Here is a 25,297-nt window from a genome sequence, read left to right as displayed (position 1 = left end):
CTTAAAGCATCGGGCGTTCAACTGAAATCAGAATACCGTTTATGCTCCTCTTATGCCGTCATTCCGGCGAAGGCCGGAATCCCGCTTTGCGTCAGCACGCGTTGAAAGAAAGCTGGATTCCGGCCTTCGCCGGAATGACGGCGGGGAGGGAGCAAATTATGCGGACTGATCTCACGCGACTGCGCGCCTCTCTAATTGAAAAGCGGCAAGCGGAGAGTTAGTTTCCGGCTGAATCAAAAGCAGGGGACAGCGGTTACCCCTCACAGTTATCAGGGAGAAAGACCGATGGTGGAACAGGTTTCACTCGGCTTCAAACAGCCAGATCGCTCTGCAATCAGAGAGCGAGTGCTGGCGTCGATAAAGAGGGGTCTTTCCGAAGCAGAGCTTGAAGAGCAGAAGGCAAGCTTTGTTTACGGAAATGCACCTGCAGGCTCAGGTACTACCAAAGAGTCCGCCCGACACGCAGCAAGTCACATGCGATTGAAATGATATTTGGCCCCGCAATGCGGGGCCAAATTGTTTCCTAGGTCACTCGATGTTCGTCTTAGAGGAAGAAGATAAGAACCTTTATGACCGGGTCCAAGAGAGAAACCTTGCTCGTCAGTACGACCTACTCGTCAACTGCATTGAAATAGGAATCGCTCAGGGAGTGCGGGCATTCGACAAATACCTATTATGGTCTCTCAATGCCACGGCGGTCTCGAATATATCTCAGTTCGGAGGGCGTTTTAGAGAAGAGCCCGTTTACCTGAAAGACCACGTTCCTCCTCATTTCAAAACCGTCCCTCACCTCATGGATCAGTTTATCTCAACTGTTCAGGAGAACTGGTAAATCTGGAGTGAGTACGTATTGGCCTCCTATGTATTGTGGAGGCTGAATTGGATTCATCCGTTTATTGAAGGAAATGGGCGAACCGCACGGGCTGCTTGCTACTACATTCTCTGCGTGAAGTCAGGCGGTCTACCCGGAGGGAAGATAACTGTCCCTGAGCGCATTCGTCACGAGCGTATGCCTTACTACGAAGCCCTCTCGGAGGCCGACCGCGCTTGGGACGACGGCCAGCTCCAATTCCCCAAAATGGAAGCTTATCTGTCGCGTCTATTGGATGAGCAGGTAATGGACATGCCGCTTGATGGCGGCAGTGGCGAAACGCATACGCCCGGGTTTATGGGATAGCAAAACGTCGAGGACCTCTTGATATCGCGCCGGGTGGGTCCCGGCGCGGCCATCGTTCAAAGATTTGGATAGACCCGCATCTCATGCTGCCATCCCTCCTGCGGGCTGTGGGGCAGCCACCAGGGGCATTTGCGGTGGTCGAGCCAGTAGGGCTTCCACAAGGCCCGCCAGGCGCCAGGCTCGATCTCCGATCCTCTGACGCAGGCTGCGACCAGATCATGCCCGGCGAGCCATTTGGCGGCGGCGCACCAGACCTCGGCGGGCGCATCCGCATTGGCCTTCGCCTGCATCTGATGGATGCGGGGAATGGGATTCCAGTGCAAGCGCTCCACCGCGAGCACGGCTTTTCGCTCGCCGTCCTTCCGGACGCTCCAGAAGGCCACCGTTCCGTCCGCGACGTCGTCCAGATAGTCGCGTATGCAGTTCTCCATCGCATTTGCCTCGGCAATGACCTCCTCGCGCGTGACGATGGGCTGGAACGCGTAGCCGTCCACTTCGCGAAACTCCCTCGGCAGAACCAGCGGCATGGCCGAGACGCCTGTAAGCCGCGCATTGACAGCACTGAGCCAGGCGCGCGCCGCATCGCGCGCGCTGTCGATGGCAATGGCGGGAGTCCACGGCGTGGCGATCAGCCCGCTCGCAGGAAGGCCGGGCCGCAGCGAATGCCAGGCCCAGAGCGATAGTCTGGCCCAGTCGCGACGCCCCCTCGCCTTGGGATTGGTCAGTTGCGCCGCGGCCCAGACGGCGAAGTCCTCGCCGCCCCACTGCGCCGTGAAGGCAACGATGGCCAGCCAGCGCCTCATGGCGCTCTTGCGCTTCGGCAACGCGTTGCAGATGCGGCGGCGGAAGACCTCGCCGTCGGGCAGTTTCGGGATGGGGCCCACGAACATCTCCGGCGGCAGCTTGCGCAGCCACAGGGGCAGGCCCGCCAGCTGCGCCACATCCTTGAGGCTGTCGCCGCGGATGACGGCGTCGATCACCGCGCCCGCCGGAAAGCGCGCCCGCCTGACGCTGAGCGCGAACAGCAGGGCGGGAAAGGAAAAGGCGAGATCGGCGATGCGTGGGTGGCGGCTGGCCATCCACGCAAGCGGCGCGCGATAGCGCTTGTCGAAGCGCCGCAATTGTTTTTCCAGCCGCCGTTGCGCGGCACGGCCGTTGGTGGCCGACAGCCGCAAGGGCGCCAGCGCGGTGTGAGCTTGCATGACAAAAGGTCCCGTTGCGCCGGAGGCGGACTCCGGGCGGTGATGGATGAGCGGTTGAATGAGCCCGATGGAACCGGGCAGCTCAGCGCAGCTAGCTGGACCGGTCCACCGGGAAGCGGCGTCTATGCGTCATGGCGCTTCTCCGTGTGGCTGTTAATTGGGGCCGGATAAACCACACTGCCGCCGCATGCAACTGACAGCTACAATTTGACAGTCACTGTTGCGTCAGCGCCACAGCAGATCTGGCCCCGCTCGATAGGAGGAATGTCTTTCAGATTCTGCCTTTCAACTCCACAGCCACCACAGCCGCAATCGCCGCCTCCACCGCCGCTGCGATGTCCATCTCGGAAGTATCCAGCACCACCGCATCCGCTGCCGCCACCAGCGGGGCCGTGGCGCGCTTCGAGTCGCGCTCGTCGCGCGCCCGGATGTCGGCCAGCACGGCCTCGTAGTCGGCTGAGCCCAGTTCCATCTGGCGGCGGCGGGCACGGACTTCGGCACGCGCGGTGATGAACAGCTTCGCATCCGCGTCCGGGCAGACCACCGTGCCGATGTCGCGGCCGTCCAGCACCGCGCCGGGGGGCTTCCTGGCGAAATCGCGCTGCAAGTCCAGAAGGGCGGCGCGCACCTCGGGGATGACGGCGGCGATGGAGGCGGCATCACCCACCTTCTCGTTTCGGAGTTCGGAATCGGTGAAGCGCGACGGGTCGAGGCTCTTGGCGGCGGCGATGGCGGCCTCCGCGGTGATCGGTTCGCCGCCGGCGCGGATCGCGGCAAGGCCCACCATGCGGTAAAGCGAGCCCGTGTCGAGGAAGTGGAAGCCGAAGTGCCTTGCCAATGCGCGGGCGATGGTGCCCTTGCCGGCGGCGGCGGGGCCATCCACGGCGATGATCATGCCGAGATCTTCGCGCCCATGCCGTTCATCAGCCCGGTGAAGTCCGGGAAGGACGTGGCGATGAAGCGGCTGTCATCCACCGTCGTTTCCTGTGCCGAGACCAGCCCCATGACGAGGAAGGACATGGCGATGCGGTGGTCCATATGCGTCACCACCGTGCCGCCGCCTTTGGCGCCGCCGCCATCGACCTCGAGCCAGTCATGCCCTGAGCGCGTGGTGACGCCATTGGCGTGAAGGCCCGCCTCCACCGCGGCGAGGCGGTCGCTCTCCTTCACCCGCAGTTCCTCCAGCCCCTCCATGCGGGTGACGCCGCTGGCGAAGGCGGCGGCCACCGAGAGCACGGGATATTCGTCGATCATCGAAGGCGCGCGCGACGGCGGCACCGTGATGCCCCTGAGCTGCGAGTGCTTCACATGGAGGTCGCCCACCTCCTCGCCGCCGGCCAGCCTGCGGTTCTCGATCACGATGTTGCCGCCCATCTCGATGAGCGTTTCGATGAGCCCGGTGCGGGTGGGGTTCAGCATGATGTTCTCAATCACGATGTCCGAGCCCGGCGTGATGAGCGCCGCCACCATCGGGAAGGCGGCGGACGACGGGTCGCCAGGCACGTCGAGGTTCTGCGCCGTCAGCTCATGCTGGCCTTCGATGGTGATGTGGTTGCCGTCGGGCTTCTTCTCGACTGTGATTCTGGCGCCGAAGCCCTTCAGCATGCGCTCCGTGTGGTCACGCGTGGGCTTCGGTTCGATGACCGTCGTCTTGCCCGGCGTATTGAGGCCGGCGAGGAGCATGGCGGACTTCACCTGGGCGGAGGCAACGGGCAGCGTATAGGTGACGGGTACTGGGTTTTTCGCGCCATGCAGCCTGAGGGGCAGGCGGTTTCCTTCCGACGTCTCGAACGCCGCGCCGAATTGCGAGAGCGGAACGGTGACCCGGCCCATGGGGCGCTTCGACAGCGAGGCATCGCCAATGCACCGGGCGCTCAAGGGTGTCGTCGCCATCAGCCCCATGGCCAGGCGCACGCCCGTGCCGGAATTGCCGAAATCGAGCGGCTGGGACGGCGAACGCAGCCCGGCGACGCCCACGCCCTGGACGCGCCACACGCCATCGGCCCCGCGCGCCGCATCCGCCCCCAGCGCCGTCATGGCCCGGGCGGTGTTGATCACGTCCTCCGCCTCCAGCAGGCCACGGATGGTGGTTTCGCCGATGGCGATGGCACCAAACATGAGCGCCCGATGGGACATGGACTTATCACCCGGCACGCGGATGCGGCCCTTGAGGGCGGAGGCCCGGCGGGAGGTCAGGGGCAGGGGTTCGGCGGGGGTGTGGCTGGTCATTGTCGCTCCGTATGGCGGGTTTCGATACACGATCAAACCGGCGGCTTCCAGCCCCTGGGCATGGTTTTGACATTACCTTCCAGAAGTGCCATGGAGCGCCCCAATCAACCTGTTTTGCTGTCTGAAAGGATCGACCGTGGTCAAGGCTGAACTCGGAACCAAGCGGACGTGCCCGTCCTGTGCCGCCCGCTTCTATGACCTGATGAAGAACCCGATCGTCTGCCCGAAGTGCAACGCCAATTTTGTGGCGGCCCAGGTCCTGCCCTCCAAGGGCGACATGCCCGCCATGGCCCCCGCGCCGAAGCCGCGCGCCGTCGAGGTGGCGGATGACGCGGAAGTGGCGGACGTCGAGCTCATCAGCCTCGAAGACGCGGAAGCGCCCGACACCGGCGACGACGAGACTGCGGGCATCGAAGACGTGGATCTCGGCGAAGAGGGTGCGGCGGAAACCGAGGACGACACCTTCCTGGTCGAGGAAGAGGAGGACGGCGACAACATGTCGGGCCTGCTTGACACCGGCGGCAAGGAAGACGAGGAAGAGGTCTGAAAATAGTGCTTGCGTGTCAGTGGAGGCGGAACTAGTTTCCGGCCCTCTTTGCCACCCCCATGTGGCAAAGCCGATGGTTTCAAGGGGTCATAGCTCAGTTGGGAGAGCGCTTGAATGGCATTCAAGAGGTCGGCGGTTCGATTCCGCCTGGCTCCACCATATCCGCCGATGTGCAGGTCTTTCTCAAGCCGGTCCGCGCGCAGTGGCATGTCTTTCGGGTTTCGTTTGTCGGTTTGGTTTCGCAGATCGGTCATGTTTGTCTGATTTCCTGACGTCCGGCGCATGCAAACAGGCGAGGCCAGACTGACCATCATCGACCGCTATGTGCTGCGCCAGTGCCTGATCCCGATCATGGCGACGATCATGATCGGCCTGTTGGTGCTGTCGGCGGCGCGCTTCCTGATCGTCTTCGACCTGGTGCTGGGCAATGACCAGGGGATGCTGATCGTGGCGCGGCTGCTTGGCGCCTTCGTGCCGCATTACCTGGCCTTCATGCTGCCGCTGTCGATTTACTGGGGCAGCTACGTCGTCGTGCGCCAGCTGACGGTGAATTCGGAGGTGAACATCCTGCAGGCCACGGGCTCATCCATCGGCCGCACCTTCCGGATGCTGCTGGTGCTGGGCGCCGTTTTCGCCTGCCTCAACGCCGCCGTGGTGGGCTGGCTGCAGCCGCTGGGGCGCTATACCTACCGTGCCCTGGCCTACAATCTTGAGAACGCCGACTTCTACCTGCGCGTCCGCGACAGCACCTTCATGAACATCGGGCCGCGCACCGTCTTCGCCGAGAAAATCAATCCCGACCGCCGCAGCTTCGAGAAGATCCTGATCCACGAGCGGCTCGACAAGGGCGGCAGCATGACCATCGTGGCGCCGCGCGGCAGCATCATCAGGTTGGGCGAGCGGCTGAGCCTGCGCCTCAGCGACGGACAGCGGATGCTCATCGAGAACCCCGCCGAACCGGACAGCGTGCAGACAATGAACTTCGACGTGCTCGACGTTCCCGCCGGCGGCGCGGCGGAACCGTTCCGCAGGCGCGGCGAAGACGAGCAGGAACTGCTGTTGCCGGAACTGATCGCGCAGAAGGTTCCCATCGGCGACGCCACCATGGCGGACCTTTCGATGGCGCTGCACAAAAAGCTGGTGATCGCGCTGTCCTGCCTGTTCCTGCCGATGCTGGGGATCGTGCTGGGCGTGCAGAGCGCGCGCAAGAAGAACCTTTACCAGTCGGTCGCCGCGCTGCTGATCATCATCGTTTATCACCAGCTGGTGGAATTCACGGGCGACTTCGGCAAGGGACTGGCCATCGGGCCGGCGGTGGCGCTGTGGTCGCTCTATGGCGTTTTCTTCGTCACCACGCTGGTGCTGTTCTACAAGACGTCGACGGGCATCGGGCCGATCTCCGACCGCATCGCCTCGCGGCTCGACCGGATCGGCATACGGCTTGACCCGTCCGCCCGGCTGCGCGGCAGGCCGCAGACGCCGTGATCATCCATACGCGGCGAGCGCTGCGGCGCGGGCGCGGATAATGCCGCTCCAGTAATCCGCTGCGAGCTTTTGGCGGGCGCCCTCAAGACGCGGCACCAGTTCTTCCGCCCATTGCGAGAGGCGCTGCAACGTCACTTCCGCCCAGTCCCTGACGATCGCCACCGGAAGATCATGCGCGCGATAGAGCAGGTCGAGCGGGCTCGTCCGGACGATGGGCACAGTGCCCAACGCCAGCGCCTCCCAAGTGCGGAAGCAGTCCATGCCCTTGCCCTGCGGCGAGGCCTCGAAGGCGAAATCGGCATGCATGCGCCAGCATTTGTCCTGCGGCATGCGGCGCTGCACGAAGTGGCAAAAGGGCTGGGGGCCGAGCGCCGCCGCGGCGGCCACGCGGTCCGGCAGGCCCGAGATGTCGGGCGCAATGCGATGGTTCTTGTGAAAAGTGCAGAGCACGGCGAGCGGCTTGCGGCCGACCGCGGCGCGCGCCCCGCCCGCGGCGGCGTTGAAGCGGCGCTGGTCGCCGGTGTCATTGGTCTTGAAAAGCGGGTCGAAACGCGCGCGGCCGGCCAGCGCATCGGCAAGAAAGCCGATCCTCTTCTCGAACTTCGTGTAGACGGGATTGTCGAGGCCGATGGGAATGGGGCTGAGCCGCGGATGAACCTCCCCGAGGTCGCAATTCTGGGCGAACCAATGGCCGATCATCGGATGATCCAGGAGGCCGCGGTGGCTGCGGACCGGGGCCATGTCCGAATCGCCGGTGACCAGCACGATGGGCTGGCGCAGCTGTGGCAGGATGGCGCTGGCGAATTCGGCCACATGGTCCGTCTTCACATGCACCACGGCACCGCGCGGGATGGCGGCGGCCAGGGGCGCAATGAAGGAAAGCGGAGCCTGCCGCCGCTTGGGGTGCTCGACATTGCTTTCATAGTCGATCACCAGGTCGGCGCATTCGCGGATCGATTCCGAATGGACGTGATGGAACGGAAGGTCTGGCGGGCAATGGCAGCCGAGGCCGCGCAGCTGGCCGAGGCTGGAAAGCCCGGCTGCCTGCCGGCTGCGCGAGGCAAGCCTCTGGCGCTCCGCGGCCAGGCCGATCCAGCGCTCCACAGCATTGAGAACATCCTGCATGGACATGCCCGTGAGCGAGCAGCAATCCGGAGAATTTTACACCTAAAGTCCTGTTTCCTCGGCTGCGGAAGCGGTTCTCTGCTGAAGATTCTTCTCGAGCTCGCGCACGAAGACCACGAGGGTGGCGCCCGTCCCGGTGGTGGAAAAATGTTGCGTGCCCGTTTTCAGCAGCACGAAGTCCCCCGCCTTGTAGACATAGCCGTCATTGTCGGTCACTTCGCCCTCGATGACGAAGAACTGCTCGTGGCAGGTGTGTTCATGCGGCTGGCTGGAGGAGCCGGGCGTCATGCGGTAAAGGGTGAAGCCCGCACCTTGCGGGAACGTATCGTCGAACTGCACGAAGGACTGGCCGGGGATCTCGCGGCCATCGGCGTCGGTATAGTTCCTGTAGGGCGCGGTCTTGTAATTGACGACGATGCGCTCGGCGGCGGCGATGTTCTTCATGGTGCAATGTCTCCCCTTTGTTCGGAGATTAGGAAGAAAACGCCCTGCCCCGCAAGACGCATGCGGGGCCCCGAAGGGCCCCGCACGACGGCCGGTCGGCGCAGCGCCGGGTCAGCCCGGCAGCACGAAGAACCAGTTGGCCCACAGCACCACGGCGATGCCGGCAAGGAGCGTGAGGTAGGGCAAGACACCCGCCTTGCGCTCGCCCAGGCCGCCGCCCACAATGCCAAGATCGTCGAGCGCCTCCCTGGGGAATTTGCCGCCATCCTGGATATAGTGGCGGAAGACGAAGACGGGGATGATCAGCGCGGCCATTGCGAAGCCGACCCACAGGGCGCTGGAATAGCCCCAGACCTTGGCGCCGGCGCCGAGGAACAGCGCGTTGACGAAGGCCAGAACCGTGTTGAGACCGATGAGCCAGGTGGGCGCCTTCCATGCACGTGGAACGTGGCCCGAGTCCACACGGTGCATCCAGCCCGCGTTGAGGTTCAGGAAGTTGAAGATGATGTAGCCGACGTTCGAAATGGCGAGCACGAAGAAATAGCCCGCGATGTCGGAGGCCAGCGCCAGCAGGAAAAGATTGAAGAAGAAGTCCGTCCACATGGCGCCCGTGGGCGCGCCATGCCTGTTGACGTGGCTCAGATACTTCGGCAGCCAGCCGTCCTTCGAGCCCTGGTAGAGGGTGCGGGACGAACCGGCCATGGCGGTCATGATGGCGAGGAAGAGGGCGAGGATCATCAGGATCACGAAGATCTGGGTGATGACCTTGCCGCCGCCCACCATGTTGCCGAGCGCTTCGCCCACCCCCGTGCCGTCGGCGATGCCCGGCGCCAGCATGCCCGCGTGGCCGAGAACACCCTGGAAGGAGAAGGGAACGAGGAAGAAGAACACGCAGCACAAGAGGCCCGAATAGAAGATGGCCCGGAAGGTGTCGGTCTTTGGATTCTTGAGTTCGCGGGTGTAGCACACCGCGGTTTCGAAGCCATAGGTCGACCAGGCGGCGATGTAGAGGCCCCCCAGGAACAGCGTCCAGCCGCCAATGTTCCAGCTGCCTTCGTCCACCGAATAGGCGGCGGCCGGCGGCACGAGGCCGGTCACGTTGGCATAGTCGATCTGGCCCGTCACGATCGGCACTATGCCGACGAGGAACAGCGGCACGAGCACGATGATGGCCAGGATTTTCTGTGCATTCGCAGTCGAGGCGATACCGCGATGCTGGATCGCGAAGATGATCAGCATCAGGATGGCGCCGATCACGAAGGTGGCGTTGAAGTGCAGCCCGCCGAGGCCGGGGATGCTGAAGCTGAGGGCCTCCCAGCTGCGGATGGCCGGAGTGAGCGCCGTCACGGCATCGGCTGTGGCCACCGCCTTGATGGCATCGGCCGGGGCCGTGCCCGCGTTGGCGGCGATATAGTCGACCACCGACTGGGTGGTCTCGGTGTAGCTCGACGCATGGGCCGCAACCCAGTCCAGCACCAGCTGCGAGTCGGCGGCGGGGATGGGGAACAGCGAGTTGAGGATGTAGCCCGCCGCGATGGCGCAGCCGAGCGAGAGCACGGGGCTCCAGGCGAACCAGTTGCACCACACCGAAAGCGGCGCGATGAACTTGGAATAACGCAGCCAGGCCGTTGCTCCGTACACGGAGGCGCCGCCCGATTTGTTGCCGAACATGCCGGCGATTTCGGCGTAGGTGAAGGACTGCAGGAAGCCCATGATCATGGAGATGATCCACACCAGGAAGGCGAGCTTGCCCGTGGTGCCGGCGATGCCGCCGATGGAGAAGAGCACGAGCGGCGGCACGCCGGCCGCCACCCAGAAGGCGCCCTTCCAGTCCAGCGCCCGGACGAGTTCGCCCGAGGGTGATTGTTGTGACATGTTATTGTTTCCTCCGTTGTTTCCCAATCCCATCCCCCGGAGGCGCGTCCGCCTCTCTCGGGCGGGTCGAATGTCCAACGGGCAAGAAATGAGGCAGCGGAGCAAAGCCGCCGTTCCCCTCGATCCCTCAGGAAATAATTTTGAATGTGGTTATATCGACGGTCAAGCGAAACTCACCTATAGTTTCGAACGACACTGGGAGGCTGCCCTAAAGGGAAAGGTAATCGATGCTGGATTTATTGCGGCGCAACATGGCTCCGCCCGCGAGCCGCATCCTGCGGCCCGGCGTGAGGACGCTGCCGGAGCGGGTAGAGCGCTACCCCATTCCGGGTGCGGGCTCGGTGGTGGTCCAGGTGAGGGCGGGTGACGTGCTGCGGCTTACGGACGTCGAGGGCGGGCAGGCCTGCGAAGTCCTGTTTTGCGATGCCGATGGCGCGTTTGACGCTGCGGCGCTGGGCATGAGGGCGGACAGCACGGGCGAGGGATTGAAGGCTGTTCTGTCACGCAGCGGCTCCGGCGCGGCGCGCACGGTTGGCGCGCTGCGCCGCCGCGGCATTGACCTTGCCAAGGCGCGCTCCGCCGGTCTGTTTGGCGCGGCAAGCCGCGCCGGAAGCAATGCCGAACTCAAGGTGGCGCGCGACGGGCTGCTGATTGTTGCAGCGCCCGGCGCCGACATGAGCCCCGAGGCGCAGGACACCGCGACCGGCATCGAACTGCGAATCACCCGCGCGGCGCTGGCGGCGGGCAAGCAACTCGACATCCTGCCCGAGCCGCTGGCCGACCCCATCCACGACATCCGCATCAAGGCCGCGACCGCCAACGCCTATCTGGTGCGGGCGGGCGAGTGGATCCAGGTGATCGACGTGTCAGGCCGTCAGTGCACGGATTTTCAGGCCCTGGCCGCGCGGAAGGTTGACAAGGGTCTCGACCATGCGCTGGACTCGACCGTCACTCGCACGCTGCTGGGCCGCAGCTATCCCGCGCCGGGGCTGCCCTCCAAGGCCTTCGACCGCGAGTTCGAGCCCCTGGTCGAGATCGTGCAGGACACGGTGGGCCGCCATGACGCTTTCGCCACCGCCTGCAACAGCCGATACTATGACGACATGGGCTATCCGGGGCATGCGAACTGCACCGAGAATTTCAACAAGGCCCTGGCGCCTTACGGTGTCGCCCCGCGCAAGGGCTGGGAAGCCATCAATTACTTCTACAACACCAACATCGACCACCAGAACCAGCTCCATCTCGACGAGCCATGGTCGCGGCCCGGCGACTATGTGCTGATGCGGGCCTTGACCGACATCGTCTGTGTCTCGTCCTCCTGTCCCGACGACATCGACGCGGCCAATGCCTGGGACCCGACCGACATCCACATCCGCACCTATGGCGCCAAAGAAACCTTCCAGAGAGCAGTGGCCTATCGCATGACACCGGACGCCGACGCAGAACTGACCAAGCAGACCGCCTTCCACGAACGATTCTCCGCCTTGACGCGGAACTTCACCGAATATCGCGGCTACTGGCTGCCCACGCGCTTCAACCACGACGGGCCGATCGGGGAATATTGGGCATGCCGCAAGAAGTGCGTGGTGATGGACCTCTCGCCCTTGCGCAAGTTCGAGGTGACGGGGCCCGATGCCGAGGCGCTGATGCAGTATTGCGTCACCCGCGACATCCGCAAGCTGTCCACCGGCCAGGTGGTCTACACCGCCATGTGCTACGAGAACGGCGGCATGATCGATGACGGCACGGTGTTCCGCCTCGGCCCCAACAATTTCCGCTGGATCGGCGGCGACGATTGCTCGGGCCTCTGGCTGCGCGAGCAGGCGGAGAAGATGGGCTACAATGCGTGGGTGCGCTCCTCCACCGGCCAGCTGCACAACATCGCGGTGCAGGGCCCGAACAGCCGCGACCTGCTGAAGGAGATCATCTGGACGCCGCCGGCCCGGCCCTCGCTGGCCGAACTCGAGTGGTTCCGCTTCACGCCCGCGCGGATCGGCCACTTCGAGGGCGCGCCCGTCGTCGTGTCGCGCACCGGCTACACCGGCGAATTGGGCTATGAGATCTTCTGCCACCCGAAGGATGCCAATGCCGTGTTCGACGCGGTGTGGGAGGCGGGCCAGAAACACGGGCTAAAGCCCATGGGCCTCGAGGCCCTCGACATGGTGAGGATCGAGGCGGGCCTGATCTTCGCGCATTACGAATTCGACTCGGAGACCGACCCCTTCGAGGCCGGCATCGGCTTTGCCGTTCCGCTCAGGACCAAGGGCGACGACTTCATCGGCAGGCAAGCCCTGATCAAACGCAAGGAGCACCCGCGCCGCAAGCTCGTGGGCCTCGAGATTGCCTCGAACGAGGCGGTGGGCCACGGCGACTGCGTGCACATCGGCCGCGCCCAGGTAGGCGTGGTGACGAGCTCCGTGCGCTCGCCCATCCTCGGCAAGAATATCGCGCTGGCGCGGGTTGACGCGCTGACCTCGGACTTCGGCACAGAGGTGGAAATCGGCAAGCTGGACGGGCGCCAGAAGCGGCTGCCGGCGAAGATCGTGAAGTTCGCGGCCTATGATCCGGACAAGATCAGGCCGAGGAGTTAGCTCATGATCCGCCCGGTCAAACCGCCGCACGGCCGTGCCGCGCCTTTCGGCGGCACCCCTCGCGTGCTTCAGCGGATGCGGTGGCTTACCCGAATGCTTCGCTGTCCCGCATGAGACGACTTGCGCTTCGCCGATTCCCGTGTTGAAATCGGAAAAAATAATTCCACACAGGAAACACAGAGGAGGAGATCGATGCCGCTTTCCTGGAGATTTTCGGTCCTTGGCGACCGTCACCGAGCGCTTGGCTCGAAACTCGAGGACTGGAGCGGCATGGGCACCGCCTGGACCTACGACAAGGACATCTACGAGGAGCATATCGCGGTCCGCACCAAGGCCGGCCTGATGGACGTCTCGGGTCTCAAGAAGGTCCACCTTGTCGGTCCCCACGCCATCGCGGTGCTTGACTACATCACCACGCGCGACGTCTCGAAGGTCTATCCCGGCAAGTCCGTCTATGCCTGCATGCTCAACGACCGCGGCATGTTCACGGACGACTGCATCGTTTACCGCACCGGCCCCAACAGCTGGATGCTGGTCCACGGTTCGGGCTCGGCGCATGAGGAAGTGGTGAAGCAGGCCACGGGCCGCAACGTTGCCGTGCTCTTCGACGACGATCTCCACGATCTTTCTCTGCAGGGCCCGGCCGCCGTCGATTTTCTCGCCCAGCACGTGCCGGGCATCCGCGACCTCAGGTATTTCCACCATATGCAGACCACGCTCTTCGGCGCGCCGGTGATGATCTCGCGCACCGGCTACACCGGCGAGCGCGGTTACGAAATCTTCTGCCGCGGCCAGGACGCGCCCATGATCTGGGACACCATCCTCGACAAGGGCAAGCCGATGGGCATCATCCCCGTCTGCTTCAGCGTGCTCGACATGCTGCGCGTCGAGTCCTATCTGCTGTTCTATCCTTACGACAACTCGCAAATGTATCCCTTCCCGGACCAGATCCCCGGCGACTCGCTGTGGGAACTGGGCCTCGACTTCACCGTGAGCCCCGGCAAGACCGGCTTCCGCGGCGCCGAGGAGCACTACAAGCTCAAGGGCAAGGAGCGCTTCAGGATCTTCGGTGTGCTGGTCGAGCATGACGGCCCGGTCGATCTCGGCGACGAGGTTTGGGCCGATGGCCGGAAGGTTGGCGTCGTCACCTGCCCCAGCTACTCGAAGCTCACCAAGAGGAGCATGGGCATCGCGCGCCTCGAAGTTCCCTATGCCAGGCAGGGAACGCCGCTTGAAATCCGCGGCAAGAATGTGAAGGCCAAGGCCATCGCCCACACCATCACCTTCGATGACCCGGAAAAGAAAAAGCGCACCGCGGTCGGTTAGGGAGCAACGGGTCGAATGCTCGTAGCTGGTATCAAGAGCCGCCCCGTCTACGGCGGCCTGAACATCGACAGGCACGCAATGCGGCACCTCTTCGCCCTCGAGGGTGAAGGGGCGCTGGCCGTGCTCGACCAGGTCAAGGCCGTGGGGCCGGACTTCCTGAAACATGCCGACATCCTCTATGCCGCCTCGGGCTCGAAAGACCAGGAACACGACAGGAAGCTGGCCGCCCTCGGAGCCGATACTTTCTGGCTCGCCCCCACCATCCCGGTGCTTCTCAACCGCCTCAACGTCATGCTCGGCCAGGCCCACATGGGCGCGCATATCCATCTCGCGGGCACCGAGGGCTTCATCGGCCAGGCCCAGCAGGTGGCGATGAACCACGGCGTCGACCCGGCCTCGCTGCACACCGAGCACCGCGGTTCAACCGCGCGGCGCGTGCAGTGCGTGCATTGCAAGGGCATCACCGACAATGTGACCACCAGCCCATACGCCTGCAGCGCCTGCGGCTTATCGCTGCTGGTGCGCGACCATTACTCGCGCCGCCTCGGCGCCTTCCAGGGCGTCTGCATCGATGCCGAGGAACCCGGCTCCGCGCCGAAGCCAGAGGAACTGTTTCCGTGACCATCAACACAGAAATGAAGGTCCGCGTGACGGAGATCCGCCAGGTTGCCGACAAGGTGAAGCGCTTCCGCTTCGAGCGCGCCGGCGGCGGACCCATGCCGGTCTTCTCCGGCGGCGCGCATGTGATCGTTTCGATGCGGGACGGCAAGGCGCTGCGCCGCAATCCCTACTCCCTCATGTCGTCACCTGAGGACACCAAGGGCTATGAGATCAGTGTCCTGAGGGTCGAAAATTCGCGCGGCGGCTCCGCCTTTCTGCACGAGAAGCTCAAGGAGGGTGACGAACTCGTCCTCAGCCAGCCGGTCAACCTGTTCCCCTTCGACCAGCGCGGCAAGAAGCACATCATGATGGCGGGCGGCATCGGCATCACCCCCTTCATCGCCATGATGGAACAGATGGAGCGCGGGGGAAAGGCCTTCGAGCTTTACTATGCCGTCCGAACCCGCAGCCATGGCGCCTACTGGAAGGAGCTGCAGCAGCGCTACGGCGCGCACCGGGTGAAAATCTACTGCGACGCGGAGAAGCTCTTCATCCCCGTCGGGAAGATCCTCGCAAACCAGCCGCTGGGCACGCATCTCTATGTCTGCGGCCCCGCCGGCATGATCAATGGCGTGCTCGGCAAGGCCAGCGAGCTCGGCTGGCCCAGGCAGAACCTCCACGCGGAGGAGTTCCTCGCCCCGCCGCCCGGCAAGGCCTTCCAGGTCAGGCTTGCGAAGTCGAACCGCGCCATTGACGTGGCCCCGCACCAGTCGATCCTCGAGGCGCTCGAAGCCAATGGCGTCGACGCGCCCTATCTCTGCCGCGGCGGCGCCTGCGGCCAGTGCGAGACGGGCGTGGTCTCCTGTGACGGCGGGCTCGAACACAACGACCACTTCCTCGAGCCGGACGAGAAGGCCTCGGGCAAGAAGATCATGATCTGCGTCTCGCGCATCACGGGCAATGCGGTCACCCTCGACCTCTAGGAGTTCAGCTTATGAACATCACTTTCAGGAACGAAACCTTTCGCGACGACTACACCTTCAGGAACTCGCCCGGGGCGATCCGCCGCTTCCCCTTCCCCTTCCACGAAGACAAATACATGTATTCGGTGAACATGGAGCCCCATGTTCCGGCGGGTCCCGACGGCCACGCCTACAACAAGCCGATCGACGTGGACGAGCACTACCTCGCCGAAATGGACGACCGCGCCAAGGTGCTGAAGGAAGACCCCCTTCGCTACCAGGCGCTGCCGCACATGATGGCCGCGCAGTGGGACACGCTCGAGCTTCTGATGGAAGCCCAGGCCGCGGGCTACCCCGGGCATTTCACGCTGGAGAAGAACGGCGACCAGTGGCGCTGGATCAACCGCCCGATGGGCATCGACCAGGCCTTCACCTTCGGGGATGCCTCGACGCTGCCGATGGAGCCGCTCGAATTCATCACGAGGCAGGCCCAGGGCGATTTCGTCATCGTCGACCAGCGCGACGGTCAGCTGTGGTGCGATGCCGGCATGGTGACGACCCAGGCCGACTGGTCGCTCGACTTCGACATCGGCATGAACTTCCATGAATGGCATGGCCCCGTGCCGCTGGCCCACGAGATCGGGGTGTTCGACCGCGCGCTTAAATTCCTGCTGAACCTGCAGCAGGGCAAGCCGGTGCGCCGCCTGAACTGGACCATGACCATCAACCCGCGCCTCGACACCAGCCCCGAGAACTATCACAAGTGGGGCCCGGACCGCGCCACCGTCACGCCGGAAAACGTGGGCGACAAGGTGCACCTGCGCTGCGAATTGCAGTCGCTGTGGCGCCTGCCGCGCTCCAACGCCATCCTCTTCGTCATCCGCTGTTACCTCATCAAGATGGAGGAGCTGGTGACGGTGCCCAAATGGGCGCGCCGCTTCCACCGCGTGCTCCGCGGCCTGCCGCCGGAGCTGGTGGACTACAAGGGTCTCACCCGATACCGCCCGACCACCGTCGAGTGGTTGTCGAAGTTCGATGACGGCCTGCCGACCTCGCCCGGAATCTATCCGGAATGAGGACGGGCGAAAAAAGCACCAGGGAGCTGACATGACGAGAGTTGCAGTTATCGGCGCGGGCCCGTCGGGCCTGGCGGCCCTTCGCGCCTTCCAGTCCGCGAAGAAGAAGGGGGCGAGGATCCCCGAGGTCGTCTGCTTCGAGAAGCAGGACGACTGGGGCGGCTTGTGGAAATACACCTGGCGCACCGGGCTCGATGAATATGGCGAGCCGGTGCACTGCTCCATGTACCGCTATTTATGGTCCAACGGACCCAAGGAGTGCCTCGAATTCGCCGACTACACCTTCGAGGAGCATTTCGGCAAGCCGATCCCGTCCTATCCGCCGCGCGCCGTGCTGTGGGACTATATCACCGGCCGCGTGAAAAAGGCCGGCGTGAGGAAGTGGATCCGCTTCAACACGCCGGTGCGCATGGTCGCCTACGACAAGAAGAAAAAGACGTTCTCCGTCACCTCGCACGACCGTGTGAAGGATGTGATGAAGACGGAAGAGTTCGACCACGTGATCTGCGCCTCGGGACATTTCTCGACGCCGCATGTGCCGTTCTTCCCCGGCCTCGACACCTTCAGCGGCCGCGTCCTGCACGCCCATGACTTCCGCGATGCGCTGGAGTTCAAGGGCAAGGACATTCTGATTGTCGGCCGCAGCTATTCCGCCGAGGACATCGGCTCGCAGTGCTGGAAATATGGCGCCAAGTCGGTCACCGCCAGCTACCGCTCCAAACCCATGGGCTTCAACTGGCCGAAGAACTTCGAGGAGCGCCCTCTCCTCCAGAAGGTCGAGGGCAAGACCGCCCATTTCAAGGACGGCAGCAAGAAGGATGTGGACGCCATCATTCTCTGCACCGGCTACCAGCACTACTTCCCCTATCTGCCGGAAGACCTGCGCCTCAAGACGGCGAATCGCCTGTGGCCGGAAAATCTCTACAAGGGCGTGGTCTGGCAGGATAATCCGCGCTTCTTCTACATCGGCATGCAGGACCAGTTCTACACCTTCAACATGTTCGACGCGCAAGCCTGGTACGTGCGCGACATCATCCTTGGCCGCATCAAACTGCCGAAGCCCGATGCCATGAGGAAGGACTGGCAGAAGTGGCTGCGCCGGGAAAAGAAGCTCGAAACGCCGGAGCAGATGATCTGGTTCCAGGGCGACTACGTCAAGGAGCTGATCGGGGCCACGGACTACCCGGCTTTCGACATCGAGGGCGTCAACAAGACCTTCATGGACTGGGAGCACCACAAGATGGACGACATCATGGGCTTCCGCAACAATGCCTACCGCTCGCTGATGACGGGCAACATGAGCCCCAGGCATCACACCCCGTGGAAGGACGCGCTGGACGACTCGCTCGAAGCCTATCTCGCAAACAAGTAAGTCTCTGCTGAGGATTGAACGCTCATCGCCGGCGGGCGATGCATTTCACCGCACCCAGCCTGCCCCAGCCGCGTTGGGGCCTCCTCCTCTCCTGCCTTACGGGCTGGTGAGAACGGTCGGGGCGTAAATCAAGCCTCCGAGAACAGCTCGTAGCTGTCCGTCTCGGTCTTCACAGCGTGGCCGGCGCCGCGTGCAAGGCGTTGGGCAAGGCTGGCGAGCTTGATGCCCCTGACGGCGGCGAGACCGTCGATCTTGCATTCCGACGGGGCCAGCCCTGCCGTGTTTGCGGCGAACTGAGCAAGCGCCAGCAGCGTCTGGTTCAGAATGTCGAGAAGCTGCAGGTTCTGGATCGAGCGTGCATCGAGGACGCCGGCATGGCGCTCGATCATATCGTCCACCGTGGCCTCCATGTCGGCGGCCATGAGCTGCAGGGCGCCGAGCTCATGGGAGAGCTGGGCGAGAAGAACGGGCAGCGGCAGTTTGCTCATGTCAGAACAGCTCCAGGTCGCCCGTGGCGGGCAGGACGGGATCGGCGAGCGGCTTTTCGTCCACCGCGCGGACAAGCTTCTGCATCACGCGGCCGGACGCGGGCCAGAACTGGATGCGGCGGCCGGTTTCGCCGCCGAGGCTGCCGCCGCTGACGGCAATGCCCTCGCGCCGCAGAAAGTCCTGCGCGAACTTCGCATTGGTGGCGCCGATGTCGCCCAGCCCCTGCATGGTGCGCGCGCCGCCGAAGAGCTTGGCCTGCAGCCGCTCCCGCGCGGCCCCCTTTTTCAGGAGTCCGTTGATGAGCAGTTCCATCAGGTGCACGCCATGACGGGCAAGAAGCGGCGAGGTGGCCCCGTTGCCGGGCAGCAGGAAATGGTTCATGCCGCCGACCCCGGCTTCGGGATCGTGGATGCAGGCGGCGACGCAGGAGCCGAGCAGCGTGGTGATGGAGAGCGCCTTGTCGCCGCTCACGTGATATTCGCCCTGCACGATGTTGATGCGGGCGTGATGGCCAGGATGCTGCATCAAACGAGCTTGCCCACCACGGTCTCGATCGCGGCCCTCAGCGTTGCCGTGGTGAAGGGCTTGGCGAGGAAATTGTTGAGGCCGTATTTCTTGCCCTCCTCGATCATGGCCCGGTCGCCCTTGCCGGTGACGAGGATGAAGCAGCATTGCCGCGTCGGCTGGTATTCGCGCAGCGCCTTCAACAGCTGCAGACCGTTGAGCTTCGGCATGTTCATGTCGGAGAAGACGATGTGGCAGGGGGCCTGCATCATCGACTGCAGGGCCTGCTCGCCGTCACCCGCCAGCACGGTGTTCTTTATGCCGATTTCGTTCAGTCCCTCGACGAGCAGCATGCGGCTCACCGAGGTATCGTCGACGACCATCACCTTGAGGTGCTGCATGTAGGGCATGGGGCTACTCCACTATTTCCGGGCGGCGCTCGCCTCGACGACGGCGGGGCCGATGCGGGCGAGGGGATATTGATGTTCGGCCGCCCCGAGTTCCATGGCGGCGCGGGGCATGCCATATACGACGGAGCTTGCCTCATCCTGCGCACAGGTGCGGGCGCCGGCGCGGCGCATGTCGAGCAGGCCCTGCGCGCCGTCGCGCCCCATGCCGGTGAGGAGAGCCCCCACCGCGCGGGCGCCGACGTTGCGGGCGAGCGACGTGAACAGCCGGTCGATCGAAGGGCAATGGCCGTTGACGGGGCCGCCGGGTTTGAGCACGCATGCCTGGCCGTTGCTGGAGACCTCGAGATGCTGCTCGCCGCCGGGCGCCACATAGACCGTGCCCACCTTCAGCGGCGCGCCGTGGGTCGCTTCCAGAACCCGCGGGGCACACATGCGGTCCAGCCTTTGGGCGAGGTTGCGGGTGAAGACCGGCGGCATGTGCTGGGTGATGACGGTGGGTGCGCAATTGGGCGGAAAGCGCGTGAGCACGGCGATCAGGGCTTCAACACCCCCTGTCGAGGAGCCGATGGCGATGACCTTGTCGGCCGGCTGGTAGGCGCCCCGGAAGCCCAGCGCGGGCGCGGGCTCCGGGGCTGGCGGACGGCGCTTCACCGCGGCGGCGACCTTCACCTTGGCGGGGAGTTCGCCGAAACTGTCCGGATTGGCGGCGCTGGGCTTCACAACACAATCGACAGCCCCCAGCGCCAGCGCCGAGATTGCCGTCTCGGTGCCCTGGGCTGTAAGAGTGGAGACCATGACGACCGGCATGGGGCGCAGCCGCATGACGCGCTCAAGGAAGGAGAGGCCGTCCATCTCCGGCATTTCTACGTCGAGCGTCATGACATCTGGGTTGAGCTGCTTGATGAGCTCGCGCGCCTCGAGTGCGGAGGCTGCACTGCCCGCCACCTCGATTTCGCCATCCGCCTGCAGTGCGCGGGTGACGAGCTGGCGCATGGTCGGGCTGTCATCGACGACGAGGACCCTGATGCGGCTCATGCCTGGTTTCCTCCGATCTTCCTGTAGGAGGTGGTGCCGTCGAGGCGGAACAGCGCTTCCGCCGGGCCGATCATGCGCTCCGAATGGCCGAGATAGAGAAAGCCGCCGGGGCGCAGCAGCGTGGAGATGCGCGTGAGCAGGCGCATCTGCGTTTTCTCGTCGAAATAGATCACCACGTTGCGGCAGAACACGGCATCGAAGGGCCCCTTCATCGGCCAGGCTCCGATCAGGTTGAGCGGGCGGAAGCTGACGAGGCCGCGCGGCGCCTCGTCGAGGCGCAGCGTGCCGGTGCCGGTGGGCTCCATCCAGCTCTTGCGCATGTCCGCGGGCACACTCACCACCTCTTCCGCCGGATAGGCGGCCTTGCGGCCGGTTTCCAGCACGATGGGGTTGATGTCCGTGGCGAGGATCTTGGTGTCATAGGCGCGCGCATCGGGGAGGACCGAAAGCAGGGTAAGGGCGATGGAATAGGGCTCCTGACCGGTCGAGCAGCCGGCCGACCAGATGCGCAGGCGGCGGCCGCTGCGGATCTCGGACGCGATGGGCTCCACCACCTTGCGGCGCAGGTGATCGAAATGGTGCGGCTCGCGGAAGAAACGGGTGACGTTGGTGGTGAGCGCCGCGATCATTTGGGTTCGCTCTTCCATGCCCTCATCGGAGCCCACGAGATCGCAATAGTCGCGGAAGCTTTCCAGCCCCAGCGCGCGCAGGCGCTTGGCGAGGCGCGAGTAGACAAGATTGGCCTTGGAGGCGGGAAGGCTGATCCCAGCATCCTCGTAAAGGGTGTTGGCAATGAAGGCGAAATCGGTCCTGTCGAAGCCGAACTCGCCGGCTGCAAGCGGAGCCGCAGCTTGGGTGTTCATGCCGCTTCGAGATCCATGCCGGCCGGCAGCACATTGTCCATGGTGACGACGGAGATCATGCGGCCATCCATGGCGATGACGCCGCGCACGAACATGCGCGCGAGCTGGGAGGCGACATCCGGCGTCGGCTGGATGGAGGTATCCTCGACCGACAGGATGTCGGACACGGAATCGACCAGCAGACCCGCGGCGCGCTCTCCCACCTGGGCCACGATGATCACATGGCGGGCGGTGGGCTCGGTGCCCGGAAGCCCCAGCCTGACGCCCAAATCGACGATGGGCAGCACAACGCCGCGCAGATTGATGACGCCGCGGATATAGGACGGCGCGCGCGGGATCGCGGTGGCCGGCGTCCAGCCGCGGATCTCGCGCACCGACATGATGTTGATGCAGAATTCGAGGCCGCCTGCGCGGAAGGCGACGAATTCGGCCTCACGGGTGAGTTCGGTTGCGGATTTCTCGATCATGGCGTCAGCTCGCTTTGGCAAGGGGGATTTCGGCGGGGGCCCAGTCGTGGTGGCGCGGGCCCACCAGCGCATCGACATCGAGGATCATGGCGACCCGGCCATCGCCAAGGATGGTGGCGGCGGCGATGCCGTCGACGCGCATGTAATTGGTCTCGAGGCTCTTGATCACGACCTGGCGCTGGTCCTGGATATTGTCGACGAGCAGCGCGCTGCGCGTGCCGTTGGCCGTCTCGATGAGGATGGCAACGCCCGAGCGCAGGTCGGAGGCGGGCGCCCTTACACCCAGTTCGGCGCCGACATCGATCAGCGGCACCAGCACGTCGCGCACGCGCAGCACGAAGGAATGATCGCCCAGGTGATGGATGCGGGAGGGCTCGTGCTTCACCGTCTCGACGATGGCCGTCAGGGGAATGACGAAGACCTGCTCGTCCACCGTGACCACGATTCCGTCGAGCACCGCAAGTGTGAGCGGCAGCGACAGGGTGAAGGTGGAGCCCTGCCCCGGCGTGGACGCGATTGAGATGCGGCCGCCCAGGGCCTGGATCGAGCGCTTGACCACATCCATGCCAACGCCGCGGCCGGAGATGTTCGACACCGTGGAGGCGGTGGAAAAGCCGGGAAGGAAGAGAAGATTGTCGATTTCGCTGTCGGAAAGCTGCGCATCGGGCGGCACGAGGCCGTTGGCGATGGCCTTCTGCAGCACCTTGGGGCGGTTGATGCCCTGGCCATCGTCGCTCACCTCGATGATGACGCGGCCCGAACGGTGCGCCGCCGCGAGACGGACCGTGCCCTCGGGCGGCTTGCCTATGGCGCTGCGCTGGTCAGGCCCTTCCAGGCCGTGGTCGACGGCGTTGCGGATCATGTGGGTCAGGGGGTCGGCGAGCAGTTCGACCACGGTCTTGTCGACTTCGGTCGCCTCGCCCTCGGTCCTGAGCCGGACGTCCTTGGCCGTCGCGTCGGCCACTTCGCGCACGATTCTCGACATGCGCTGGAACAGCGGGCGCACCGGCTGGGCGCGGATGGCCATGACGCTTTCCTGAATCTCGCGCGTCAGGCGCTCCAGTTCCTCAAGGCTTGACGTCACCTCGCGGTCGCGCACATGGCTCGAATGCAGCACACGCTGGGTGAGCATGGCCTGGTTGATGACCAGCTCGCCCACCAGGTTGATAAGCCGGTCGACCCGGTCGAGATCGACGCGGATCGTCGGCTGCACAACGGCCTTGGCCTTGGGCGCTGCTTCCGACTCGGCGGCGGGCGCTGCGGCGGCGGCCGCAGCGGCGATCGCCGGGGCTTCCTCGCGCACCTTGCGCAGGATGGCGGTGATGTCCATCTCCTGCGGCGAGGGTGGCGGCGCAGCGGCGGCGGCGGGTTGCCCGCTTTCGATGGCGAGGTCGCAGTCGCCTTCGACGAAATCGAAGACCTCCTTCACCGCGGACTGCGGGCTTTCGGTTTCCAGCCGCAGCTCCCAGGCGAGATAGCTGTCTTCCGGCTCGAAGGTGTCGAGGAAGGGCAGGTTCTTGATGTCGCACTGGGCCTCGAGCGCGCCGAGGCGGGCCAGCTCGCGGAACAGGGCGAGCGGTTCATTGGCCTTGGCGTAGAGTTCGCGCAGCGGGCGGAAGCGGATGGTGTAGAGGTTGCGCGTTGGCTCCGGTTCTTCGAAGGCGGTGACGATGGGCTGGAAATCGAGGCCGGCGAACTCGTCCTCCTCCGGCGCGGCGCCGCCGCCGATCAGGGCATTGAACTCTTCCTCGATCCCCACATAGGGGGCGGTGTCCTCCACCGCGCCGTCACGGCTCGCCGATACGAGATCGGCCAGCGCATCGGCGGCGCGCAGAAACAGCTTCATCGCATCGGCGTCGGGCGTCAGGCTGCCGGAGCGCACCTTGTCGAGCGCGGTTTCGAAGATATGGGCGAAGCTCACCAGCGCATCGAGCTTGAAGGCCCCGGCCCCGCCCTTGATCGAATGCACGGCGCGGAACACGGCGTTGACGGTTTCGGAATCCGTCTCCCCCTCCTGCATGGCGAGGAGGCCATTCTCCAGCGCCGTCAGCTGTTCCTCGCATTCCTGGAAAAAGGTCAGGCGGATTTCGGCCATCGGGTCCATGGACGGGCTCCTCAGGCGGCGACGCGGCGGATGGCGGCGACGAGCTTCGCCGGGTCGAAGGGCTTCACGATCCAGCCGGTGGCCCCCGCCCGCCTCGCGCGCGCCTTCTTCTCGTCGTCGCTCTCGGTGGTCAGCACCAGGATGGGGATGGCGCGGTACTGCGAGTCCTGCCTGACCGCCTCGATGAAGCCGAAGCCATCCATGCGCGGCATGTTGATGTCGGTGATGACGACCTGCGGCGTCTCCTGGCGGAGCACGTCGAGGCCATGGAGGCCATCCTCGGCCTGCACCACGCGGAAGCCGGCGTCGGCGAGGGCCATGCGCAGCATATCGCGCATGGTGCGGGAATCATCCACGGTGAGGATGGTGACGGTCATGCATGAAGTCCTTCACGGGAGAGGAAATCCTTGGGGAGGCCGAGCAGCGCTGCGGCCTCGGTGAGGGCGGGCGAGGCGGAGGAGATGTGAAAGTCATGTCCGTCGGAGCGCCAGGTCATCCAGGCGGACAGCAGCGCCTGCAGAGCAGGCGTGGAGACGCGGGCGACCTCGCCCGCCTCAACCACGACGGCGGTGTTGCGGGCCTTTTTCAGCTCGCGCAGCAGATCCTCGATGGCGGTGGGATCGAGCGCCGGCTTGAGCCGGAGCACGGTGATGCCGGAACTATCGCTCATCCGGCGCCTCGTCGATGGACATGCCTAAGACCTCCCGCTCCGCTGCTGTTCGGGAGAGAAACTAGGCAGGCAAGTTTGTGTCAGGCTGGAGGGATGTTGGTTAATCGTTCCTCACCCCGCGCAGGTGTGGAACAGATTGCCCGGCGCTCTAGCTCGCCTGGCGGCGGCTCTCGTTCATCGAGGCTTGCAGCTGCGCGAGGTCTTCCGCCGTGAGGCGCAGGCGGGCGAGCGGCATGACGAGCTGGTTTTCCCAATGAACGTGGCGGCGGTAGCGCTCGAAAAAGCCGCGGAGCATATAGCCCAGCATTTCCGGATTGGCGGGACGGCCACCCTGGCCCAGCGCGTCCAGCGCCTCGGCGATCTCGGAGGCGAAGTCACTGTCGGAAGAATGCTCGGCGGCGAGGCGCTCGATAATCTTGTCGAGCCCGTCCCCGGGGCTGGCGCGCCTGCGGAGGAGCGGGAACAGGCCCACCTCCTCGTCATGGTGGTGCAGCGGCAAGTCAAACTGCAGCCAGGAGGCGACCTGGGCGCAGAGGCGGCGGTCCACCTCATCCGGCAGGCCATCGGCGATGCGCTCCATGGCGTCGCACATCTGCATCTGCAGGGCATGCGCGCTGGCGATCATGTCCAGCGGGTTGCGCGCCGGAGGGATCGGTTTATCGCTCACGGCGTGGCCGGGCAATGAAGGCCTGGATCCTGCTCATCCCGGCCAATCTCACGGACCGGGGCGTGCCGGGCCTTGAT

At 64.7% G+C, this 25,297-nt stretch carries 25 protein-coding genes and 1 tRNA gene; 10 read left to right on the top strand and 16 right to left on the bottom strand.

What is annotated here, in order from left to right; all coding sequences use genetic code 11:
* The first annotated feature begins 850 nt into the window (after positions 1-850).
* A complete protein-coding gene (locus tag IOC69_RS07440) occupies positions 851-1,177 on the top strand; it encodes a Fic family protein (protein ID WP_290542913.1) in 327 nt (108 codons plus the stop codon).
* 56 nt (positions 1,178-1,233) lie between these two features.
* On the opposite strand, the gene IOC69_RS07435 is transcribed toward IOC69_RS07440, so the two are convergent.
* The 3 genes from IOC69_RS07435 to aroA all read right to left on the bottom strand — a co-directional run bounded on the left by IOC69_RS07435 (position 1,234) and on the right by aroA (position 4,608).
* Positions 1,234-2,379: a hypothetical protein gene (locus IOC69_RS07435; protein ID WP_290542912.1), complete on the bottom strand. Its 1,146-nt coding sequence runs from the start codon at positions 2,377-2,379 to the stop codon at positions 1,234-1,236.
* A gap of 271 nt (positions 2,380-2,650) precedes the next feature.
* Positions 2,651-3,274: a (d)CMP kinase gene (gene cmk, locus IOC69_RS07430; protein ID WP_290542911.1), complete on the bottom strand. Its 624-nt coding sequence runs from the start codon at positions 3,272-3,274 to the stop codon at positions 2,651-2,653.
* Positions 3,271-4,608, bottom strand: a complete 1,338-nt coding sequence (gene aroA / locus IOC69_RS07425; RefSeq protein ID WP_290542910.1) for a 3-phosphoshikimate 1-carboxyvinyltransferase — start codon at positions 4,606-4,608, stop codon at positions 3,271-3,273. The genes cmk and aroA overlap by 4 nt, the downstream gene beginning before the upstream one ends.
* 136 nt (positions 4,609-4,744) lie before the next feature.
* Here aroA and IOC69_RS07420 point away from each other — a divergent pair, with 136 nt between their 5' ends.
* From IOC69_RS07420 to IOC69_RS07410, 3 genes are all read left to right on the top strand, one after another.
* The gene (locus tag IOC69_RS07420) at positions 4,745-5,155 is read left to right on the top strand and encodes a TIGR02300 family protein (protein ID WP_290542909.1); all 411 of its coding nucleotides are present in this window, start codon (positions 4,745-4,747) and stop codon (positions 5,153-5,155) included.
* Positions 5,156-5,238: 83 nt separating this feature from the next.
* Positions 5,239-5,314: transfer RNA gene (locus tag IOC69_RS07415), tRNA-Ala, on the top strand.
* A 123-nt stretch (positions 5,315-5,437) separates the two neighbouring features.
* Positions 5,438-6,640: an LptF/LptG family permease gene (locus IOC69_RS07410; protein ID WP_290542908.1), complete on the top strand. Its 1,203-nt coding sequence runs from the start codon at positions 5,438-5,440 to the stop codon at positions 6,638-6,640.
* Here the strand turns inward: IOC69_RS07410 and IOC69_RS07405 are convergent, their stop codons facing one another.
* From IOC69_RS07405 to IOC69_RS07395, 3 genes are all read right to left on the bottom strand, one after another.
* Positions 6,641-7,765 carry a hypothetical protein gene (locus IOC69_RS07405; protein ID WP_290542907.1) on the bottom strand — a complete coding sequence of 375 codons (1,125 nt, stop codon included), beginning with the start codon at positions 7,763-7,765 and terminating at the stop codon, positions 6,641-6,643.
* Between the two features lie 42 nt (positions 7,766-7,807).
* Positions 7,808-8,209, bottom strand: a complete 402-nt coding sequence (locus tag IOC69_RS07400) for a cupin domain-containing protein (RefSeq protein ID WP_290542906.1) — start codon at positions 8,207-8,209, stop codon at positions 7,808-7,810.
* A 111-nt stretch (positions 8,210-8,320) separates the two neighbouring features.
* Positions 8,321-10,084, bottom strand: coding sequence for an APC family permease (locus IOC69_RS07395; protein ID WP_290542905.1), 1,764 nt, complete (start codon positions 10,082-10,084; stop codon positions 8,321-8,323).
* A 227-nt stretch (positions 10,085-10,311) separates the two neighbouring features.
* Here IOC69_RS07395 and IOC69_RS07390 point away from each other — a divergent pair, with 227 nt between their 5' ends.
* From IOC69_RS07390 to IOC69_RS07365, 6 genes are all read left to right on the top strand, one after another.
* Positions 10,312-12,675 (top strand): DUF1989 domain-containing protein, encoded by a 2,364-nt coding sequence (locus IOC69_RS07390; RefSeq protein WP_290542904.1) that lies wholly within the window; start codon positions 10,312-10,314, stop codon positions 12,673-12,675.
* Between the two features lie 192 nt (positions 12,676-12,867).
* Complete coding sequence (locus tag IOC69_RS07385) at positions 12,868-14,001, top strand: aminomethyltransferase family protein (RefSeq protein WP_290542903.1); 1,134 nt, start codon at positions 12,868-12,870, stop codon at positions 13,999-14,001.
* A 15-nt stretch (positions 14,002-14,016) separates the two neighbouring features.
* Positions 14,017-14,622 carry a dimethylamine monooxygenase subunit DmmA family protein gene (locus tag IOC69_RS07380; RefSeq protein WP_290542902.1) on the top strand — a complete coding sequence of 202 codons (606 nt, stop codon included), beginning with the start codon at positions 14,017-14,019 and terminating at the stop codon, positions 14,620-14,622.
* Positions 14,619-15,584: a PDR/VanB family oxidoreductase gene (locus IOC69_RS07375; RefSeq protein WP_290542901.1), complete on the top strand. Its 966-nt coding sequence runs from the start codon at positions 14,619-14,621 to the stop codon at positions 15,582-15,584. The genes IOC69_RS07380 and IOC69_RS07375 overlap by 4 nt, the downstream gene beginning before the upstream one ends.
* An 11-nt stretch (positions 15,585-15,595) precedes the next feature.
* Entirely contained in the window at positions 15,596-16,639 is a 1,044-nt protein-coding gene (locus IOC69_RS07370; protein ID WP_290542900.1) for a DUF3445 domain-containing protein, read from the top strand.
* 31 nt (positions 16,640-16,670) lie between these two features.
* Positions 16,671-18,011 (top strand): NAD(P)/FAD-dependent oxidoreductase, encoded by a 1,341-nt coding sequence (locus IOC69_RS07365; RefSeq protein WP_290542899.1) that lies wholly within the window; start codon positions 16,671-16,673, stop codon positions 18,009-18,011.
* Positions 18,012-18,139: 128 nt separating this feature from the next.
* Here the strand turns inward: IOC69_RS07365 and IOC69_RS07360 are convergent, their stop codons facing one another.
* From IOC69_RS07360 to IOC69_RS07315, 10 genes are all read right to left on the bottom strand, one after another.
* Entirely contained in the window at positions 18,140-18,499 is a 360-nt protein-coding gene (locus IOC69_RS07360; protein WP_290542898.1) for a hypothetical protein, read from the bottom strand.
* A gap of 1 nt (position 18,500) precedes the next feature.
* The gene (locus IOC69_RS07355) at positions 18,501-19,025 is read right to left on the bottom strand and encodes a chemotaxis protein CheD (RefSeq protein WP_290542897.1); all 525 of its coding nucleotides are present in this window, start codon (positions 19,023-19,025) and stop codon (positions 18,501-18,503) included.
* A complete protein-coding gene (locus IOC69_RS07350; RefSeq protein WP_290542896.1) occupies positions 19,025-19,414 on the bottom strand; it encodes a response regulator in 390 nt (129 codons plus the stop codon). Before IOC69_RS07350 ends, IOC69_RS07355 begins: the two co-directional genes overlap by 1 nt.
* Before the next feature lie 12 nt (positions 19,415-19,426).
* Positions 19,427-20,449 (bottom strand): chemotaxis response regulator protein-glutamate methylesterase, encoded by a 1,023-nt coding sequence (locus IOC69_RS07345; protein WP_290542895.1) that lies wholly within the window; start codon positions 20,447-20,449, stop codon positions 19,427-19,429.
* Positions 20,446-21,312, bottom strand: coding sequence for a protein-glutamate O-methyltransferase CheR (locus IOC69_RS07340; protein ID WP_290542894.1), 867 nt, complete (start codon positions 21,310-21,312; stop codon positions 20,446-20,448). Before IOC69_RS07340 ends, IOC69_RS07345 begins: the two co-directional genes overlap by 4 nt.
* Entirely contained in the window at positions 21,309-21,779 is a 471-nt protein-coding gene (locus IOC69_RS07335) for a chemotaxis protein CheW (RefSeq protein WP_290542893.1), read from the bottom strand. Before IOC69_RS07335 ends, IOC69_RS07340 begins: the two co-directional genes overlap by 4 nt.
* A 4-nt stretch (positions 21,780-21,783) precedes the next feature.
* The gene (locus tag IOC69_RS07330) at positions 21,784-23,883 is read right to left on the bottom strand and encodes a chemotaxis protein CheA (protein WP_290542892.1); all 2,100 of its coding nucleotides are present in this window, start codon (positions 23,881-23,883) and stop codon (positions 21,784-21,786) included.
* Positions 23,884-23,894: 11 nt separating this feature from the next.
* Positions 23,895-24,260, bottom strand: coding sequence for a response regulator (locus IOC69_RS07325; RefSeq protein WP_290542891.1), 366 nt, complete (start codon positions 24,258-24,260; stop codon positions 23,895-23,897).
* On the bottom strand, positions 24,257-24,553 hold the full coding sequence (locus IOC69_RS07320) for an STAS domain-containing protein (protein WP_290542890.1): 297 nt from the start codon (positions 24,551-24,553) through the stop codon (positions 24,257-24,259). The genes IOC69_RS07325 and IOC69_RS07320 overlap by 4 nt, the downstream gene beginning before the upstream one ends.
* Positions 24,554-24,701: 148 nt before the next feature.
* Complete coding sequence (locus IOC69_RS07315; protein WP_290542889.1) at positions 24,702-25,220, bottom strand: hemerythrin domain-containing protein; 519 nt, start codon at positions 25,218-25,220, stop codon at positions 24,702-24,704.
* Between the last annotated feature and the right edge of the window lie 77 nt (positions 25,221-25,297).

This window comes from Aestuariivirga sp. (genome assembly GCF_020252405.1).
Classification (GTDB): domain Bacteria; phylum Pseudomonadota; class Alphaproteobacteria; order Rhizobiales; family Aestuariivirgaceae; genus Aestuariivirga.
Note: the sequence above shows the minus strand (reverse complement) of the source record. Positions and strands in the feature narration are given on the sequence as shown.